This is a genomic window from Neptunomonas sp. ABH4_499, from assembly GCF_056160565.1.
This window is the reverse complement of the sequence record NZ_JBSWXK010000002.1, coordinates 104,188-121,722: the sequence shown is the minus strand read 5'-3', so window position 1 is coordinate 121,722 and position 17,535 is coordinate 104,188. Positions and strand designations below refer to the sequence as shown.

Here is a 17,535-nt window from a genome sequence, read left to right as displayed (position 1 = left end):
TCAATGCGTATTGCAATCACTCATTCGTCGGAGCTAGGTGGATTAACCCCAAAATGCACGTACGCATGATCGGTTACTACACGCCCGCGTGGTGTACGCATGATGTAGCCCTGCTGGATAAGATAAGGCTCTAGGACATCTTCTATTGTGTCCCGCTCCTCACTGATGGCCGCGGCAAGGTTATCAATACCGACTGGGCCACCCGAGAACTTCTCGATCATTACCAATAATAAGCGTCGGTCCATGTGATCAAAGCCGCGCTCATCGACACTCAACATGTTCAACGCCAAGTCAGCCATATCACGTGTTATCGAGCCATCACCTTTGACCTCGGCGTAATCACGCGCACGACGCAATAAACGGTTAGCGATACGAGGAGTCCCGCGGCTGCGTTTAGCAACTTCCTGAGCACCCGCTTCATCAATTTCCGTACCGGACAAGGTCGCAGAGCGTATTACGATTTTGGTAAGGTCTTCGATATTGTAAAACTCAAGGCGCTGCACAATACCGAATCGATCACGAAGTGGCGATGTAAGCGAACCCGCCCGTGTTGTCGCACCCACCAAGGTAAAAGGGGGCAAGTCCAACTTAATGGATCTCGCCGCTGGTCCCTCACCAATCATAATATCGAGTTGATAATCCTCCATCGCAGGATAGAGAACCTCTTCTACGTGCGGGCTTAGGCGGTGTATCTCATCGATAAATAGGATGTCGCCCGCTTCTAAATTGGTTAATAACGCTGCTAAATCACCGGCTTTCTCAAGCGCAGGGCCTGACGTGCTCTTGATATCGCCATCCATTTCATTTGCGATGATGTTGGCCAAGGTGGTTTTACCCAAGCCCGGTGGACCAAAAATCAGAGTATGGTCTAGCGCTTCACCACGATTACGAGCAGCATGGATAAAAATTTCCATCTGCTCTTTTACCGTGGGCTGTCCTGTGTAATCGGACAAGCGTTTAGGACGAATCGCGCGATCGATCTGCTCTTCGTTTTTACTCACTGGGGTCGGTGCTATAAAGCGATCGGTTTCAATCATCGAGCTATACCTTTATTAGCCACCTGTAACCATGGATTTAAGTGCCAAACGAATTAAGCTTTCGCTGCTATCTACTTGATCTAATTGTTTTTCAGCTTGAAGGATGGCTTTAGAAGCCATCGCAGGTTTATAACCAAGTGCCACCAAGGCGCTCTCGGCTTCGGTGCGATAATGATCGGTCCGCTGCCCGACCGATACTGCCCCTGGAAGCGCATCGCCAGACAATTCGAAGTCCGCAGGTTCCGAGGTTGGGATCAATTTAAGCTTATCTTTTAGCTCTACAATCAGGCGCTCGGCCGTCTTTTTACCCACACCTGGTATGCGCGTAAGCGCTGCGGCATCTTCACGCTGCATGCATGCGATTAACTCATCACAGTTCATACCCGACAAGATGGCTAACGCAAGCTTTGGTCCAACACCGTTCGCCTTAATCAACGCCCGAAACACCGTGCGTTCCTGCCGGTCATAAAAACCGTATAACAGCTGAGCATCTTCACGCACAACAAAATGGGTATACAAGGTGACGGTAGTGCCCACCGCCGGCAACTGGAAACACGTGTTCATAGAGGCTTCTAATTCGTAGCCAACCCCATTCACATCAACTAATAAGCCAGGCGGTTGTTTTTCAGCTAATTGACCCACTAAGCGACCGATCACAGCACATCCTCAGGTTAAACAGATTTGCAGCATCATACACCAGCCGCAAAGAATTGTATAAACATACAGTAAATCTCTTTTTCAAGAGCTCAATTAAACGCGAGAGCGTTGGTATAGATGATAGACACCAGCCAAAATAACGCAGATCACGATGGGCAAAATCAGTGCATCAAAATGGATCGCCACAAACAACCAAGCCCCAAGCACCCCACCGATGATAAAGCCCATAATAATCAAGACAAAGAGCTTGGCCTTGCGCTTATCTAAGGGCTCACCGCGCAATAAAGCACCAAACATGATACCTAAATCCGTAAAAATTCCGGTAACGTGCGTGGTTCGAACAATGGCCCCACTGAACGTGGTCGCAAGTGCATTTTGTAAACCACACGCGGCCGATGCAAAGAAATGCCCCATCGAGACATCACTTGATAAAGACAGATAAGCAAAAAACAGCAGAGCAGCCTCGATAAGCAGCGCCGTTTGGTAATGCCGCCCAAGCTTAAGCGCTGTTCCATGCAAAAGCGCACCTGCAATTAAAGCACCGATAAAGAAGGAGAGCAGAACGCCCATCAAGTGAAGCGCGGGACTAAAAGCACCTTCAGAGAGGCGTGCGCCCAGCAAGGTTGCCGAGCCAGATAGGTGTGAAACCGATTGATGATCAAACCCCAGTAGACCGATCACATTGATGTAACCGGCCACCAGAGCCAACAGAAAGGCGCCAAACTCAACCCATTTTGGTAAGCGTTGGATCAATCTGTTTCACCTATAGTATGTGGAGGTTAAGCGTCCTCGAACAGGGCTTTAACAAACTCTTTGGATTCAAACGGACGAAGATCATCCACTTGCTCGCCCACCCCGATAAAGCGGATTGGCAGTTTAAGCTGCTTGGCGATGGCAAAGATAATACCGCCTTTTGCGGTGCCATCCAGCTTAGTCAGGGTAATACCGGTCACACCCACCGCTTCACCAAAGATCTTGGCTTGACTCATGGCGTTCTGGCCGGTACCTGCATCCAGCACCAACATTACTTCGTGCGGAGCCGATGGGTCGATCTTGCGCATAACGCGCACCACCTTTTCAAGCTCCTGCATGAGGTTATCTTTGTTTTGCAATCGGCCAGCGGTATCAGCAATCAGGACATCGGCATTACGTGATTTTGCGGCATTAAGCGCATCAAACAACACAGACGCCGAATCCGCGCCAGTGTGCTGGGCAATCACAGGCACATTGTTGCGCTCACCCCAGACTTGCAGCTGCTCGACGGCAGCCGCTCGGAACGTATCACCCGCAGCCAGCAGGACACTCTTGCCTTCGCTTTGAAAGCGTTTTGTGAGCTTACCAATGGTGGTGGTTTTACCAACACCGTTTACGCCAACCATCAAGATCACATACGGTTTGTTTTCTGAGCTTACAACCAGCGGCTGTTCTACATCGTCTAACAGCGATGCTAATTCAGCTTTCAGCGCTTCGTGCAGCGCTTGCGCATCAGCCAATTGCTTACGGGCTACCTTGGCGGTAAGACGCTCGATAATTTCAGTGGTTGCTTCAACGCCTACATCAGCAGTCAGCAATAAAGTTTCAATGTCTTCAAGCAGCTCGTCATCAATCTCTTTCTTGCCCAGAAAGAGCGTGCCAAGCTGCTCGCTCAAATTCGCTTTGGTACGGGAAAGGCCGGCTTTAATACGCGCAAACATGCCTTTCTTTTCTGGCTCTGGCTCTGGCTCTGGCGCGATCGTCTCAGGCAATTGAGCTTCAACAGCCTCAGCCACTTCTGGCTCAACAGGCACATCGACCACCTCAATCGTTTCTGGCTCAGCGGCCTTTTCAACGACTTCGTTTACTGGCGTTTCTTGGATCACCGGTTCTAATGGCGACTCATCGCTTCTGTTCGAATCAAGGTCTGATGATACGGGCGTTTCGTATGGGGATTGAGCAGCCTCCTCTTGATGCGATTGGTCGGGCTGCGCCGGCGCTTCTTTCGCCGCTTCCTCGGTGGATATAGCCGAATCCGGTTTCTCCTCTTTAACCTCATTCGAAGAGAAGATGGATTTCAGTTTTTTAAACATGGGTAATCCTCAAACAAATTCTGCCGATAAGCGCTTGAAATACTCGAAAAAAACAGGCTATGTATCTAACAGAAGGATGGATAATCTAGCAGTCGCGTATCTTATCACAGAGCGACCCATCTCAAACCCGGTTCATAGCCTTTTAATATGGAAAAACGATCGAATTATGGAATTTATTTGGATTCTCTTCGCTTTTGTCTGCGGCTATTTGGTTAAGCTGATACAACTCCCCTCTCTAATTGGCTTTTTGATTGCTGGGTTTGCGCTTAACTATTTAGGGCTCAAGCCCACCGATAGCCTAGAAACACTCGCCAACCTGGGCATCACCTTGATGCTATTTACGATCGGCTTAAAACTCCATGTAGGCGATCTTATCAAGAAAGAGATTTGGGCAACGTCGATCTCTCATATGGGGATATGGACCCTTTTGGTGATGGGTGTGTTTCTTGTGCTTGCTACCATTGGCATGCCCTACTTTACCGAAGTCGACCTTAAAACCTCAGCATTGCTGGCGTTTGCGTTCAGTTTCAGCAGTACGGTGTGCATTGTAAAACTGCTGGAAGACAGCGGGGAGATGAAAACCCGCCATGGACAGATATCCATCGGCGTCTTAGTTATGCAGGATATCGCAGCGGTTATCTTCCTAGTATTTGCGACAGGCAAACTCCCCTCTGTTTGGGCATTGCTCTTATTTGGCCTGCTCTTTATTAGACCACTACTGAATCATTTAATAGAGCGTGTGGGTCACAGCGAAATGTTGCCCCTGTTTGGTTTTTTCATGGCCATTGGTGGTTACGAGTTATTTTATGCCCTAGGCGTAAAGGGTGACTTGGGCGCACTTATCATGGGGATGCTGTTAAGCCACCACTCCAAAGCGGCCGAGCTCACCAAATCCCTACTCAGTTTTAAAGATCTTTTTTTGATCGGGTTCTTCCTATCCATAGGCTTTAGCGCCCTACCCAATTGGTCCATGATTGGTGTCGCCTTGCTGATCAGCCTTTTGCTGATTTTCAAGATGGTGCTGTTTTTTGGCGTCTTTACCCGCTTCAAACTGCGTGGCCGCACCTCGTTTTTGGGCGCACTTGCGCTGTCCAACTTCAGTGAGTTTGGTTTAATCGTTGTAGCCCTTTGCGTCGAGTCACAGTGGCTACCAAAAGAGTGGCTGGTTATTTTGGCCCTTGCGGTCTCCTTCTCATTTGTCATCACGAGCATCTTTTACCGCTACGCCCACCAACTGTACCTTAAATTCAAAGAAACTATCCGCAAATACGAGAGCGCCAAGCGTCTACCGGAAGATTACTTTGTTCAACCGCCGGATGCTGAAATCCTGGTGATTGGATTGGGTCGAGTGGGTACCGGCTCGTTTAAGGCACTACAAAACATGGTGGATAAGCGCGTCATCGGCCTTGATGCGGATCGTCAGCGTGTAGAGCGCTACCGCAAAGAGGGGCTTAACGTATTCTTTGGTGACGGTGAAGATGCCGACCTTTGGGAATCGTTTGATTTGCGCTCGATCCGACTGGTCCTGCTGGCACTACCAGCCATCGAGGACAACACCAACATTACCCACCAGCTTCATAAAGCGCATTACCAAGGCAAAATTGCTGCGATTGCCCGCTACCCAGACGAGCGAGAAGCTTTATTAAATGCCGGTATCGATAATGTATTTAACTTCTTCACCGAGGCCGGTATTGGTTTCGCAGAAGAAAGCTTAATGCTGATTGGCGAGACGCCTAACTTAAGCGCCCCTCTACAAAACTAAGACCAGCTAATAAGGGGAGAAAAGTTCAAAAACTTTCTCTCCTTTTTTACAACCCTTTGTTCCTTTATTGCAACCAAATGCATTCTCAACCAATCCGCCTACAGTCAGAAAACACACCCTTCATTTAAAAATACAATATATTCAATAACTTAATAATACACTCGACACGCCACATTAGTCGTTTACCCTCATAAACCTGAGTAAAACACTAAACATTCGTTGCATAATTTATAAAAATCACGAACTAACAAAAAAGTACCCAGTCTATCTTTCTGAATGCGAGATTCAGGGGCCTGGATCTCAAAATGGACAAAAGAGGTACTCATTATGAAAACTTCATTGAAACTTGCAGGAGCAGCACTGACAGGTGCACTGGTATTCGCAACGACCGTCCCAGCAATGGCCGCAGAACAAAGCGCCGGTAATGACCTTCGCTGGATCAAGCATGTCCAACAAACTGCGACTGAGCAGCAACACGTCGCTCCCGTTGCTTCTCCCGACCTTGCAGCGGACCAAACCACAGTTAAAGACTTAATGTGGCTTCGAAAAGTACAACAAGGCGCCAGTGAATCATTGGAAGTAACGCCAAACGTTGCACCGGATGAACTGGCTTCTAACCAAGACGCAGGACAAGATCTGCGTTGGATCAAATCAGTACAGTCGGGTACCGACTACAGTTAAGCATGATCCGCGCGCATTGCGATCATCTTCCAAAGCCCCTCAAGGGGCTTTTTTAGTGTCCATAAAAGTTTGTTGCATTTTAAAAACGATCGATTACAAAATTCATACAAATGCAACAATTGACAAAACAACAATGTATCTAAAAAACATCAATAACCACCTATAAACGACCATTACATCTAATTTATAGATAAAACTGTGCGATTTTTACGTCTTAAAAACCTTAAATATCTATATATAATGAACTCATATCGAATCAGGAAGGAATAAAAGCTTTCCTACATTCGGAACTAACGAGCATTTTAATTGCCAACAACCCGGCTGAGTTCTATTTAAGCAACAATGATCATAGAAGTCAGCTTACATCAGGTACGACATAAAGCCTGATTAAAATTCTGAGGAACGAAACATGAAAACTTTGACTTCACGCTTTGCTATCGCAACTCTTTCTGGTGTTATTGCTGCCGCTTCTTTCTCTGCTGTTGCAGCAGATCAAGGTAACGCACAAGACCTTAACTGGATCAAAAAAGTGCAATCTAACGGCGCTCAAGCAACCTTGACTGCCCCTGCACTGGCAGCTGACCAGTCTGCAAACGATGACCTGAACTGGATCAAGCAGGTCCAATCAAACGGTGCTGCGGTTGAACTGACTGAAAACCAATCCGCTAAGAAAGATCTGCAGTGGATCAAAAGCGTTCAACAACACGGCCTTAACGGTGTAAACGTTGAACAACCGTCACTCGCGGCTGATCAGTCTGCAAACGACGACCTGAACTGGATCAAGCAAGTTCAATCCAACGGTGCAGCCGTTGAGCTGACTGAGAACCAATCAGCAACTCAAGATTTGGAATGGTTGAAATCTACTCAGAAATCAATCTCTTAATGGCTGATCATTAAGACTTAACGTAAAAAAACCAGGCATTGCCTGGTTTTTTTGTGCCAATAAAAAGCAAAACTCAGCGTTTTTTTCGACGCAAGCAAGGGATCGCAATTAATCCCAAGCCCATCAACAGCAAGGTGCTTGGGATAGGAACGGCCGACGCACCCGAGGTTGAGCTTTCAGTGACTTGATAGTTAAACGCCATCAAAGCCGTACCTGAAAATGGGAAGTACATACTGGATACCATGCCCATGCCGATTTCATAAGTATCGGTTGTTGCAGCCTCCCACGAGAACAGATCGTGCAATACGAAACTTGAGCCTGCATCAATGATCGATACCACCTCGCCATCGACGGTGATAACGCCATAACTGTCCGCGATTCCAGCATCTGACCAAACATAGTCAAACGACAGTGTATCGCCTGCATCCAATACCCAGTTATTTTTAAACCCAGTACCAGAGATCAAGTTTGTGCCAAATAAGGCATCTAGCTCACCACTGCTGAGGCCTAAAAAAGACTCCACGTCATGATCGCTCAAAAACGGCATGCTCATCACTGAGAAATCGGGTGCGAGGTTGAAACTGCCGGGTAATGCATTGATCGATGTCGCTTGCGCATTGCCAGCCGATGAGAGCCCAGCTAAAAGTGCAGCAGAAGCAACGACAGACTTACCTAACTTTTGAGCACTGCTTAGAATGTCAGACACAGTCATACTCCTTAAACTAGAAGCCCTTAACTAAGCACAATGCAGACCAAAATTATTAAGCTACTGATATATATAGACTTTATAAATAGTAAGTCATCTTTTTAAGACACTAAGAAAAACAATGTAAAATTTACCAACCATCTGATCTTTTAAGAGACACTTATTAATTATAAAAGCCTTTATTGATCAACAATCAACCAATATTACGTCTCTTTTTGCAAACACATAAGACGTTCATATGTTTATCTTAAGAATGCTGTAAAAAAAACTGACAAAAAAAGCCCCGCAAATGCAGGGCTCAAAGATGAAGCAGCTGCCATACCCAACCTGATAGGTGGCTAGGCAGACGTAGTCCTCTGCTTCAAAATCAGAAAAGGATTTTTAATCTAAACATCCAGCACCGCCGCGGGGACGCGCACCTGCCCTTCCATGAGGACTCTGGCACTTCGGCTCATCACCGCTTTTGTGGCCGTCCATTCACCATCGACGATTTCCGCCTCAGCACCTACACGTAACGTCCCCGAAGGGTGACCAAAGGTGACGCTGTCTCGCGGGCCGCCGCCCGCAGCCAAGTTGACTAACGTGCCAGGTACAGCTGCCGCCGTCGCGATGGCAACCGAAGCTGTCCCCATCATGGCGTGGTGCAACTTACCCATCGACATGGCGCGCACACAAAGATCGATATCGTCCGCTGAAATCGTTTTACCACTGGAGGCTTCATACGCTTTTGCGGGCGCAACAAAGGCCACTTTGGGGGTGTGCTGCCTCGAGGCGGCTTCGGCAATATCCTTGATCAACCCCATTTTTACCGCACCGTATGCACGAATGGTCTCAAGTCGCTCCAAAGCAGCGGCATCTGAATTGATGGCCTTTTGAAGCTCCGTCCCTGTATAGCCGATCTCATCCGCATTTAAAAAGATGGTTGGAATACCGGCATTAATCAAGGTCGCTTTAAACGTCCCGATACCCGGAACCTCTAACTCATCCACTAACGCCCCTGTTGGAAACATCGAGCCTTCACCATCGGCTGGGTCCATAAACTCGATGACCACTTCGGCAGCAGGAAAGGTAACGCCATCCAGCTCGAAATCGCCGGTTTCTTGCACTTCCCCATGGGTGATGGGCACATGCGCGATGATGGTTTTTTGGATGTTTTTTTGCCAAATGCGAACAGTGCATATCCCGTTATCAGGGATACGCTCTTTGTCCACAAAACCGGAGCTGATCGCAAACGCGCCAACTGCGGCCGTTAAGTTGCCGCAATTGCCCGACCAATCAACAAACGCCTTATCAATCGCCACTTGGCCAAACAGATAATCGACATCGTGACCTGGCTCGCTGCTTTTATCGAGAATCACGGTTTTAGAGGTGCTTGAGGTTGCGCCCCCCATGCCATCTATCTGCTGACCATAGGGATCTGGACTGCCAATCACACGCATTAAGATCGCATCTCGCGCGGCACCAGGTACTTGCGCCGCTTCCGGCAGATCTTCGCGTCTAAAAAAGACGCCCTTACTGGTGCCACCGCGAATATAGGTGGCGGGTATTTTGATTTGTGGAGGTTGTGTCATGCTCATCTACCTCACGATTGTCCAAGAAAGTCTTTAGCAAACTTCTGCAATACACCACCGGCCTTATAAACATCGACCTCGGCCGCCGTATCCAAACGGCAGATAACAGGCACATTGACCGTCTCGCCATTGGCACGATGCACGATCAGCGTTAATTCGCCACGCGGTGCAAGCGTTCCTTCAATGTCGTAGGTTTCAGTACCATCAAGCCCCAAGGTTAATCGCGTCGTATCCGGCTTAAATTCCACCGGTAGCACACCCATGCCAATCAAGTTGGTGCGGTGAATACGCTCAAAACCTTCGGCGACGATGACTTCGACACCGGCAAGACGCACCCCTTTGGCCGCCCAGTCACGGGAAGAGCCTTGGCCGTAATCAGCACCGGCAACAATGATCAGATTTTGTTGGCGATTCATGTAGGTTTCGATCGCTTCCCACATCCGCATCGGCTGCCCTTCGGGCTCAACACGTGCCAGCGAGCCTTGAATCACCTCACCGTTTGCATCTTTACACATCTCATTGAGCAGCTTCGGGTTCGCAAGTGTTGCGCGCTGTGCGGTTAAGTGATCACCCCGGTGCGTGGCATAGCTGTTGAAGTCTTCTTCTGGCAAGCCCATTTTATGCAGGTATTCGCCCGCCGCACTGTTCATCAAAATCGCGTTTGACGGCGATAAGTGATCGGTCGTGATGTTATCCGGCAAGATGGCCAATGGACGCATCCCTTTAAGGGTTCGCTCACCGGCTAACGCGCCTTCCCAATACGGAGGCCTGCGGATGTAGGTCGACATCGCTCGCCAATCATACAGCGGACTCTCGGCTTGCTCTTTTTCGCCCAGATCAAACATAGGGATGTAGATCTGCTTAAACTGTTCAGGTTTAACGTGTGCTTTTACGATCGCATCGATCTCTTCATCGGATGGCCATAAATCTTTGAGATAGATCTCTTTGCCATCGACCACCGCTAAGACATCTTTCTCGATATCAAAACGCACTGTGCCGGCCACCGCATAAGCCACCACCAGCGGCGGTGAGGCCAAAAACGCTTGCTTTGCGTATGGGTGGATACGACCGTCGAAGTTTCGGTTACCGGATAAAACCGCCGTTGCGTAAAGATCTCGATCGATGATCTCCTGCTGAATGGCTGGGTCCAAAGCACCGGACATACCATTACAGGTGGTACACGCGTACGCAACGATACCAAAGCCGAGCTTTTCTAACTCTGGTAGCAGACCCGACTCCTCAAGATACAGTTTGGCGACCTTAGAGCCTGGGGCAAATGAGGTTTTAACCCACGGCTTGCGCACTAAACCAAGCTCGTTGGCTTTTTTCGCCACTAACCCGGCCGCAACCACATTGCGTGGGTTAGAGGTGTTCGTACAGGAGGTAATCGCCGCAATGATCACCGCACCATCGGGCATTAAGCCATCGGCTTCTTGGTGCTTGCCTTGTGATAGCTTGTCTTCATCTGCTATGCCGCGTGCCTGCAAATCGCTTGTTGGTAAGCGGCGGTGCGGGTTCGATGGCCCAGCCATGTTGCGCACTACGCTTGATAGATCAAACTCCAAAACACGCTCATATTCAGCGGATTCAAGGGCGGTTGCCCAAAGGCCGGTTTCTTTAGCGTATTGCTCCACCAGTGCGACTTGCTCAGGTTCGCGACCGGTCAGTGTTAGGTATTCGATGGTTTGTTCATCGATGTAGAACATGGCCGCGGTGGCACCAAACTCAGGTGTCATATTGGAGATGGTCGCCCGATCCCCCACCGATAAGCTTGAAGCCCCTTCACCAAAGAATTCCACGTACGCCCCCACCACTCGTTCTTTTCGCAAGAACTCGGTTAAGGCCAATACGATGTCCGTGGCCGTAATACCGGGTTGGCGTTTGCCCGTTAGTTTTACGCCGACGATGTCCGGCAATCGCATCATTGATGGATGGCCAAGCATCACGGTTTCCGCTTCAAGCCCGCCAACACCCACCGAGATAACGCCAAGCGCATCCACATGCGGTGTATGGGAGTCCGTACCGACACAGGTATCCGGAAAGGCTACACCCTCACGGCTTTGAACCACCGGCGACATCTTCTCCAGATTGATCTGGTGCATGATGCCGTTACCTGCGGGGATCACATCCACGTTCTCGAACGCGGTTTTGGTCCACTCGATAAAGTGAAAGCGATCTTCATTGCGGCGATCCTCAATGGCGCGGTTTTTCTCAAACGCCTTTGGGTCAAATCCAGGCGCTTCCACCGCTAAAGAGTGATCGACAATCAATTGCGTTGGCACAACAGGATTCACCTGCGAAGGATCGCCCCCTTGTTCAGCAATGGCATCTCTAAGCCCCGCCAAATCCACCAGCGCGGTTTGCCCTAAGATGTCGTGACATACCACGCGAGCCGGATACCAAGGAAAATCGAGATCGCGTTTTCGTTCAATAATCTGACCAAGCGCATCGTTTAATAATTCGGGCTCGCAACGGCGCACCAGTTGCTCCGCCAAAATACGTGAAGTGTAAGGCAGTGTGTCGTAACTGTTGGGTTTGATCGCCTCGATCGCGGCGCGGGTATCAAAGAAGTCTAAAGCGCAGCCCGGCAACGCTTTACGGAAATTGGTATTCATGTTGGAAACCCATTGATAATTATGATGTATGGGTAAAAGGAGCCAGAGTGCGGCTCCCCGGTTTTGTCATTCAGTGCTTAGGTGCGTTGCTCAATCGGCACCCACTTGGCACTTTCTGGGCCGGTGTAATCCGCACTTGGACGAATAATACGGTTATTGGCCCGCTGCTCCATCACATGCGCCGCCCAACCCGATGCGCGAGAGCACACAAAAATCGGCGTGAACAGCTTGGTTGGAATGCCCATAAAGTGATAGGCCGAGGCGTGGAAGAAGTCGGCATTACAGAAGAGTTTTTTTTCGCGCCACATCACGGCTTCGACTCGCTCGGATACGGCATACAACGAGGTATCCCCCACCTGATCCGACAGCTTCTTCGACCACTCTTTGATGATCGCATTACGCGGGTCGGACTCGCGGTAAATGGCGTGACCAAAGCCCATGATCTTATCTTTGCGAGACAGCATACCCATGATCGCATCTTCCGCTTGGTCGGCATCGGTCCACTGCTCGATCATATCCATGGCAGCCTCGTTCGCACCGCCATGCAATGGCCCCCGCAAAGAGCCGATGGCACCGGTAATGCAGCTGTGAATATCGGACAAGGTCGAAGCACACACCCGAGCCGTAAAGGTAGAGGCGTTAAATTCATGCTCTGCGTACAAGATCAAAGAGGCATGCATTACCTTAACGTGAAGCGGCTCTGGCTTTTTGTCGTGCAACGTCCACAAGAACTGCTCACCAATCGAATCGGCGTCGGTTTCAACGTCAATGCGCTTCTCGTTGTGCGTGAAGTTGTACCAGTAGTTGATCATCCCTGGGAAGATCGCCAACAAACGGTCGATCTTATCGTGCTGCTCGCTAAAATCTTGTTCGGTTTCAAGGTTACCCAGCATTGAGCATCCGGTGCGCATGACATCCATCGGGTGAGCGTCTTTGGGAATATTTTCCAACACCGTTTTCAGTGCAGCGGGCAAACCACGTAAGGATTTAAGCTTTTCTTTATACGCAGATAGCTCAGTTTGATTCGGTAACGTGCCGTATAAAAGCAGATAAGCGACCTCTTCAAATTCGGCTTTATCCGCCAGCTCTTTGATGTCGTATCCGCGGTAAGTTAACCCCGCACCGGTTTTACCCACGGTGCACAGTGCGGTTTCCCCCGCCGATTGCCCACGAAGACCTGCGCCGCTCAGTTGTTTTGCTTCAGCCATTGTCGTCTCTCCTTCGGGTGGTCATGCGCACATGCCACCTCTCTTTATCATTCTGTCTAAAAAGGATGTCTTACTTGTTTTTGCCTTCGGCAAACAAGGAGTCCAGCTTTTGTTCAAAATCGTGATAATTCAGGAAATCGTACAACTCCATACGGGTTTGCATGGTATCGACCACCGCTTTTTGATCACCATCGCGCAAAATGGACTCAAACACATTTAAGGCTGCTTTGTTGGCCGCACGGAAGGCAGAAAGTGGGTACAACACCATGGTGGCGCCGTGAGCCGACAGCTCCTCTTTATTAAAAAGCGGTGTTGCCCCAAACTCGGTAATGTTGGCTAACAGGTGCGCTCCACCAATGCCGTTGGAAAACGCTTGGTAATCATCCAACGTGTGTACCGCTTCGGCAAAGATGCCATCCGCACCCGCCTCTAAACAGGCTTGCGCACGCTCAACGGCTGCATTAAGCCCCTCTTTTTGGAAAGCATCGGTACGCGCAATGATGAAGAAATCATCATCGGTTTTGGCATCCACAGCGGCTTTGACGCGATCAACCATCTCCTCAAGCGAGACGATCTCTTTATTGGGGCGATGACCACAGCGCTTTTGCGCGACTTGGTCTTCTAGGTGCACGGCAGCAGCACCACCTTTGATCATCTCTTTGACGGTGCGGCCAATATTAAACGCCCCGCCCCAGCCGGTATCGATATCAACCAATAAAGGGGTGTCGACAGCACTGCTGATACGGCGAACATCTTCCAGCACATCATTCATGCTGGTCATACCCAAATCGGGCAAGCCATAAGAGGCGTTTGCAACACCGCCGCCCGATAGATACACCGCCTGATGCCCGACACGCTCTGCCATCATGGCATGATACGCATTGACCGTTCCCACGATTTGGAGTGGTTTATTATTTTCTAATGCCTGTCTAAAACGGGCACCTGCACTCTGTTTAGCCATGGTTTTCCTCTGTTGAGTCTTCGTCATTGCTCAATTTATCTTCAATGTTTTGACGTGCAGCACTGATGTGTCTGCGCATCAACAGCTCCGCCAGTTCAGGATCACGCGATTCAATCGCATCCACAATTTGACGGTGCTCTTTCAACGCCCTTTTGGGGCGCGACTTGGAGACACTGAATTGATATCGATACATGCGTACTAGGTGATAAAGATCGCTGCCCAGCAGCTCATGGAGTTTTTCGTTTTTACTGCCCCGTACGATGCGGTAATGGAAGTCAAGATCCCCCTCTTTTTGGAAGTAGGAACGTCCATCCAACTCTTTGATGCTCTCTTCGTGCTCATCCAACAGTTCTCGAAGGCTTGCGATCTCCTCATCGGGCATGTGCATCGCCGCCAAGCGACACGCCATGCCTTCAAGGGATTCACGCACGTGGTAGATCTCGATCAGCTCTTTCACCGTTAGCTTTACGACCCTGGCACCCACATGCGGTTTACGCTCGACTAAGCGAAGGCTCTCAAGACGGCGCATCGCTTCGCGCAATGGGCCTCGACTGATTCCGTAGGTACGTGCGAGCTCCGGCTCACTGATTTTGTGCCCCGGTGGGATATCGCCCTTCACGATGGCGGTCACGATCTGCTCACAGACGCGATCAGCCAGAGTACGGGCTTCGACATTCAGCTCACGAACATTGTTAGTATCAGTCATAGGAACCTGCTTCAATTGATTGTCGACAATCTTGATGTGAAGCTACGATAACGCTGGTGCAACTGAGGGTCAACCGAACCAAAGTCTAAGATTGTCGACACATGACACTTTTATTTGTGGGAATATACGGAAAGCGGTTACGAAAGGAACCGCTTTAGCTCATCATTCATGATGCACGCGATTTGACGCGGCTTTTGATAGGGCAAAGAGTGATCGGTCCCCGGCAACATCACATAGTGCCAGTTAGGCATACGCTCGGCTAACGAGCTGTGATAATGATGCATCGGGTCCACACTGAGCCCACCAATAAAGCTGGTCACATCGCCTTGGGCGGCTAATAAGGTATCTCGGTCGATACTGTTGATCGCCTCTGTGACACAATCCAGCGCATTGGCAAACCCCACAGGGCGATGACCCAGTCGCGCAATCGTTAATTGATCCACCTGCTCCGAGGTGCGTCGGTTGGGCGAGATCGTATCCATAAAGTTTCGAATGCCGGTTTCTTTATCCTCACCCCGCAAGAGTTGAGCCGCCTCACTGTAATGCTGGCGCAAAGTGACGGTGGCTTCCCAAGTCGGTCGATCCAATAACGCCGACTCAAGCAGATATTGCTTTTCAACACGCGCAGGGTATTTCTCTTTATACAATAGGGCCACCATACCCCCCATCGAATAACCCGCTAAATCAAACGTCCACCAGCCTAGATAATCTACCAGTGCCGACAGATCCCCCATGAGTTCGTGAGCGGTAAATGGATGCTCCTCCCCCGATACATCGCGCGTCTCCCCCATGCCGCGTTGATCCGGCACCAGCACCTCTTGCCACTGATCCAAAAACCGAACAATGGTCGCCCACGTATCCATCCCTGCAACGCCAGCACCATGAAGTGCAACCAAACGACGGCCATTTTTGACGTTAGGATTTTGATAAAGATGGTAGGTGATCTTTTGACTGTCGACAGTTAAGGTTTTTCGGGAGCAATGCTCTGGCATATTCATGAATTTGATTGTCTCCTGAATCGCTTTGGGGAGGCGGGACGTAAAGTGGTGATTGTTGACAATGATTATACGCAGCTGGACACGTTTTGGCCGAATTCCAGCTCGATAAAGCCAATAAATTTCCTTAAAATACCCTTTTATCAGCCAGTTAGGTTCTCTTTGTGACACGCGCTATCGTTTTACCTTCATCGCTGACTGCCACTGACTGTTACGAACGTGTTCGTCACTTACCAGGGGCATGGCTGCTCGACAGCGGTAAACCACAGAGTGAACGCGGCCAATTTGATATCATTGTGGCCGCACCCTCGCTTGAGCTGATCTATCAAAACAACACACTGACACTCTGCCAAAATGGCGCGCAGCAGACCCTAGATGAAAAGCCGTTTGATGCACTTAACCGGCTTTATTCCGCATCAAGACAACCACTGTCGGATGATACACACCCAGATGTGCCGTTTATCTCCGGTTTTTTAGGCCAGTTTGGCTATGACCTTGGACGTACCCTAGAGCGAATGCCCTCGATCGCAACCAATGCCCTTTCGACACCCGACCTGCAAGTCGGGCTGTATAACTGGTCAGTGGTGATCGATCATCACCAAAAAAGTGTGACACTCTACGTCGACGATAACGTCAGCGAGACCGAACTAACGCAACTGACTCATCTGTTCTGCCAGCCAAAACCCAACACGAGCGAAACGCCCTTCTCGTTAACACGGCCTTTCAAAAGCAACGTGACCGAAGCTCAATATCGCGAGAAGCTTGCGGCCATTCACGAATACATTTTGGCAGGTGATTGCTATCAGGTGAATTTTGCCCAGCGCTTTGATGCGTCTTTTACAGGCGACCCATGGCTTGCCTATAAAGCCCTAAGGGAAAAGGCCCCAACCCCCTTTTCCGCCTATTGCGATACGGCACAAGGCGCTTTGCTCTCGCTCTCTCCTGAGCGATTTATCCGCGCCAACAGTGATGGGCTTGTGATGACCCAACCGATCAAAGGCACTCGCCCACGCGGAGATACCCCCGAGTCTGATGCCGCATTGGCCAGCGCCCTGTCCGCATCGGAGAAAGATCAAGCCGAAAATGTGATGATCGTGGATCTATTGCGTAACGACATCAGTCGCAACTGCGCAGCAGGCAGTGTAAAAGTCCCCAAGCTATTTGATGTCGAGAGCTACAAAAACGTCCACCACTTGGTCAGCACCATTGAAGGCCAGCTGATGAATGACCGGACGCCAATTGATCTTCTGCGTGATGCCTTCCCAGGCGGCTCCATCACGGGCGCACCTAAAATACGCGCTATGGAGATCATCGAGGAGTTAGAACCCGATCGCCGACATACGTACTGTGGCAGCATCGGATACATCGATCTTCGAGGTCATATGGACACCAGTATCACCATTCGAACCCTTATTGCCGATCAAGGGCAACTGTATTGCTGGGCAGGCGGTGGGATTGTCGCAGACTCCGAAAGCCACGCCGAGTACAAAGAAACTTTCGATAAAGTGAACAATCTGCTGACAACACTCGAAACCCTTTAAGGTCCTTCTTTAGCACTATTTTTGCCATCGTATTTGATGGCAAAGTGCCATATTCGAGCTTTAAAACCTCATGTAACAATCAAGGTGTTAATAAATCTCACGATTTATATGGTTTTCCAGTATCATGGGGGAAGCTTTGGGTGGGG

Annotated in this window: 15 protein-coding genes; 4 read left to right on the top strand and 11 right to left on the bottom strand. The window is 49.6% G+C overall.

Going from position 1 to position 17,535, the window contains the following annotated elements:
* Positions 1–20: 20 nt before the first annotated feature.
* The 4 genes from ruvB to ftsY all read right to left on the bottom strand — a co-directional run bounded on the left by ruvB (position 21) and on the right by ftsY (position 3,760).
* A complete protein-coding gene (gene ruvB / locus ACXAF9_RS02310; protein ID WP_475069842.1) occupies positions 21–1,037 on the bottom strand; it encodes a Holliday junction branch migration DNA helicase RuvB in 1,017 nt (338 codons plus the stop codon).
* 15 nt (positions 1,038–1,052) lie between these two features.
* Positions 1,053–1,694, bottom strand: a complete 642-nt coding sequence (gene ruvA / locus ACXAF9_RS02305) for a Holliday junction branch migration protein RuvA (protein WP_475069839.1) — start codon at positions 1,692–1,694, stop codon at positions 1,053–1,055.
* A 93-nt stretch (positions 1,695–1,787) separates the two neighbouring features.
* Positions 1,788–2,447: a YoaK family protein gene (locus ACXAF9_RS02300; RefSeq protein WP_475069835.1), complete on the bottom strand. Its 660-nt coding sequence runs from the start codon at positions 2,445–2,447 to the stop codon at positions 1,788–1,790.
* Between the two features lie 26 nt (positions 2,448–2,473).
* A complete protein-coding gene (gene ftsY, locus ACXAF9_RS02295) occupies positions 2,474–3,760 on the bottom strand; it encodes a signal recognition particle-docking protein FtsY (RefSeq protein ID WP_475069831.1) in 1,287 nt (428 codons plus the stop codon).
* A 166-nt stretch (positions 3,761–3,926) separates the two neighbouring features.
* On the opposite strand from ftsY, the gene ACXAF9_RS02290 reads away from it, so the two are divergent.
* The 3 genes from ACXAF9_RS02290 to ACXAF9_RS02280 all read left to right on the top strand — a co-directional run bounded on the left by ACXAF9_RS02290 (position 3,927) and on the right by ACXAF9_RS02280 (position 7,086).
* Positions 3,927–5,522 (top strand): cation:proton antiporter domain-containing protein, encoded by a 1,596-nt coding sequence (locus ACXAF9_RS02290; RefSeq protein ID WP_475069827.1) that lies wholly within the window; start codon positions 3,927–3,929, stop codon positions 5,520–5,522.
* Between the two features lie 327 nt (positions 5,523–5,849).
* Positions 5,850–6,203: a hypothetical protein gene (locus ACXAF9_RS02285; protein WP_475069824.1), complete on the top strand. Its 354-nt coding sequence runs from the start codon at positions 5,850–5,852 to the stop codon at positions 6,201–6,203.
* 409 nt (positions 6,204–6,612) lie between these two features.
* Positions 6,613–7,086: a hypothetical protein gene (locus ACXAF9_RS02280; protein ID WP_475069820.1), complete on the top strand. Its 474-nt coding sequence runs from the start codon at positions 6,613–6,615 to the stop codon at positions 7,084–7,086.
* Between the two features lie 73 nt (positions 7,087–7,159).
* On the opposite strand, the gene ACXAF9_RS02275 is transcribed toward ACXAF9_RS02280, so the two are convergent.
* The 7 genes from ACXAF9_RS02275 to ACXAF9_RS02245 form a co-directional block, all read right to left on the bottom strand.
* Entirely contained in the window at positions 7,160–7,792 is a 633-nt protein-coding gene (locus tag ACXAF9_RS02275) for a hypothetical protein (protein WP_475069817.1), read from the bottom strand.
* 386 nt (positions 7,793–8,178) lie between these two features.
* Positions 8,179–9,363, bottom strand: a complete 1,185-nt coding sequence (gene prpF, locus ACXAF9_RS02270; RefSeq protein WP_475069814.1) for a 2-methylaconitate cis-trans isomerase PrpF — start codon at positions 9,361–9,363, stop codon at positions 8,179–8,181.
* A gap of 11 nt (positions 9,364–9,374) precedes the next feature.
* On the bottom strand, positions 9,375–11,978 hold the full coding sequence (gene acnD / locus ACXAF9_RS02265) for a Fe/S-dependent 2-methylisocitrate dehydratase AcnD (RefSeq protein ID WP_475069811.1): 2,604 nt from the start codon (positions 11,976–11,978) through the stop codon (positions 9,375–9,377).
* Between the two features lie 77 nt (positions 11,979–12,055).
* Positions 12,056–13,186: a bifunctional 2-methylcitrate synthase/citrate synthase gene (prpC, locus tag ACXAF9_RS02260; RefSeq protein ID WP_475069809.1), complete on the bottom strand. Its 1,131-nt coding sequence runs from the start codon at positions 13,184–13,186 to the stop codon at positions 12,056–12,058.
* A gap of 70 nt (positions 13,187–13,256) precedes the next feature.
* A complete protein-coding gene (gene prpB / locus ACXAF9_RS02255) occupies positions 13,257–14,147 on the bottom strand; it encodes a methylisocitrate lyase (protein WP_475069807.1) in 891 nt (296 codons plus the stop codon).
* A complete protein-coding gene (locus ACXAF9_RS02250; RefSeq protein ID WP_475069805.1) occupies positions 14,140–14,853 on the bottom strand; it encodes a GntR family transcriptional regulator in 714 nt (237 codons plus the stop codon). Before ACXAF9_RS02250 ends, prpB begins: the two co-directional genes overlap by 8 nt.
* Before the next feature lie 137 nt (positions 14,854–14,990).
* The gene (locus ACXAF9_RS02245; RefSeq protein ID WP_475069802.1) at positions 14,991–15,851 is read right to left on the bottom strand and encodes an alpha/beta fold hydrolase; all 861 of its coding nucleotides are present in this window, start codon (positions 15,849–15,851) and stop codon (positions 14,991–14,993) included.
* A gap of 161 nt (positions 15,852–16,012) precedes the next feature.
* Between ACXAF9_RS02245 and pabB the strand changes: the two genes are divergently transcribed.
* Positions 16,013–17,389 (top strand): aminodeoxychorismate synthase component I, encoded by a 1,377-nt coding sequence (pabB, locus tag ACXAF9_RS02240; RefSeq protein WP_475069799.1) that lies wholly within the window; start codon positions 16,013–16,015, stop codon positions 17,387–17,389.
* Positions 17,390–17,535 lie beyond the last annotated feature (146 nt).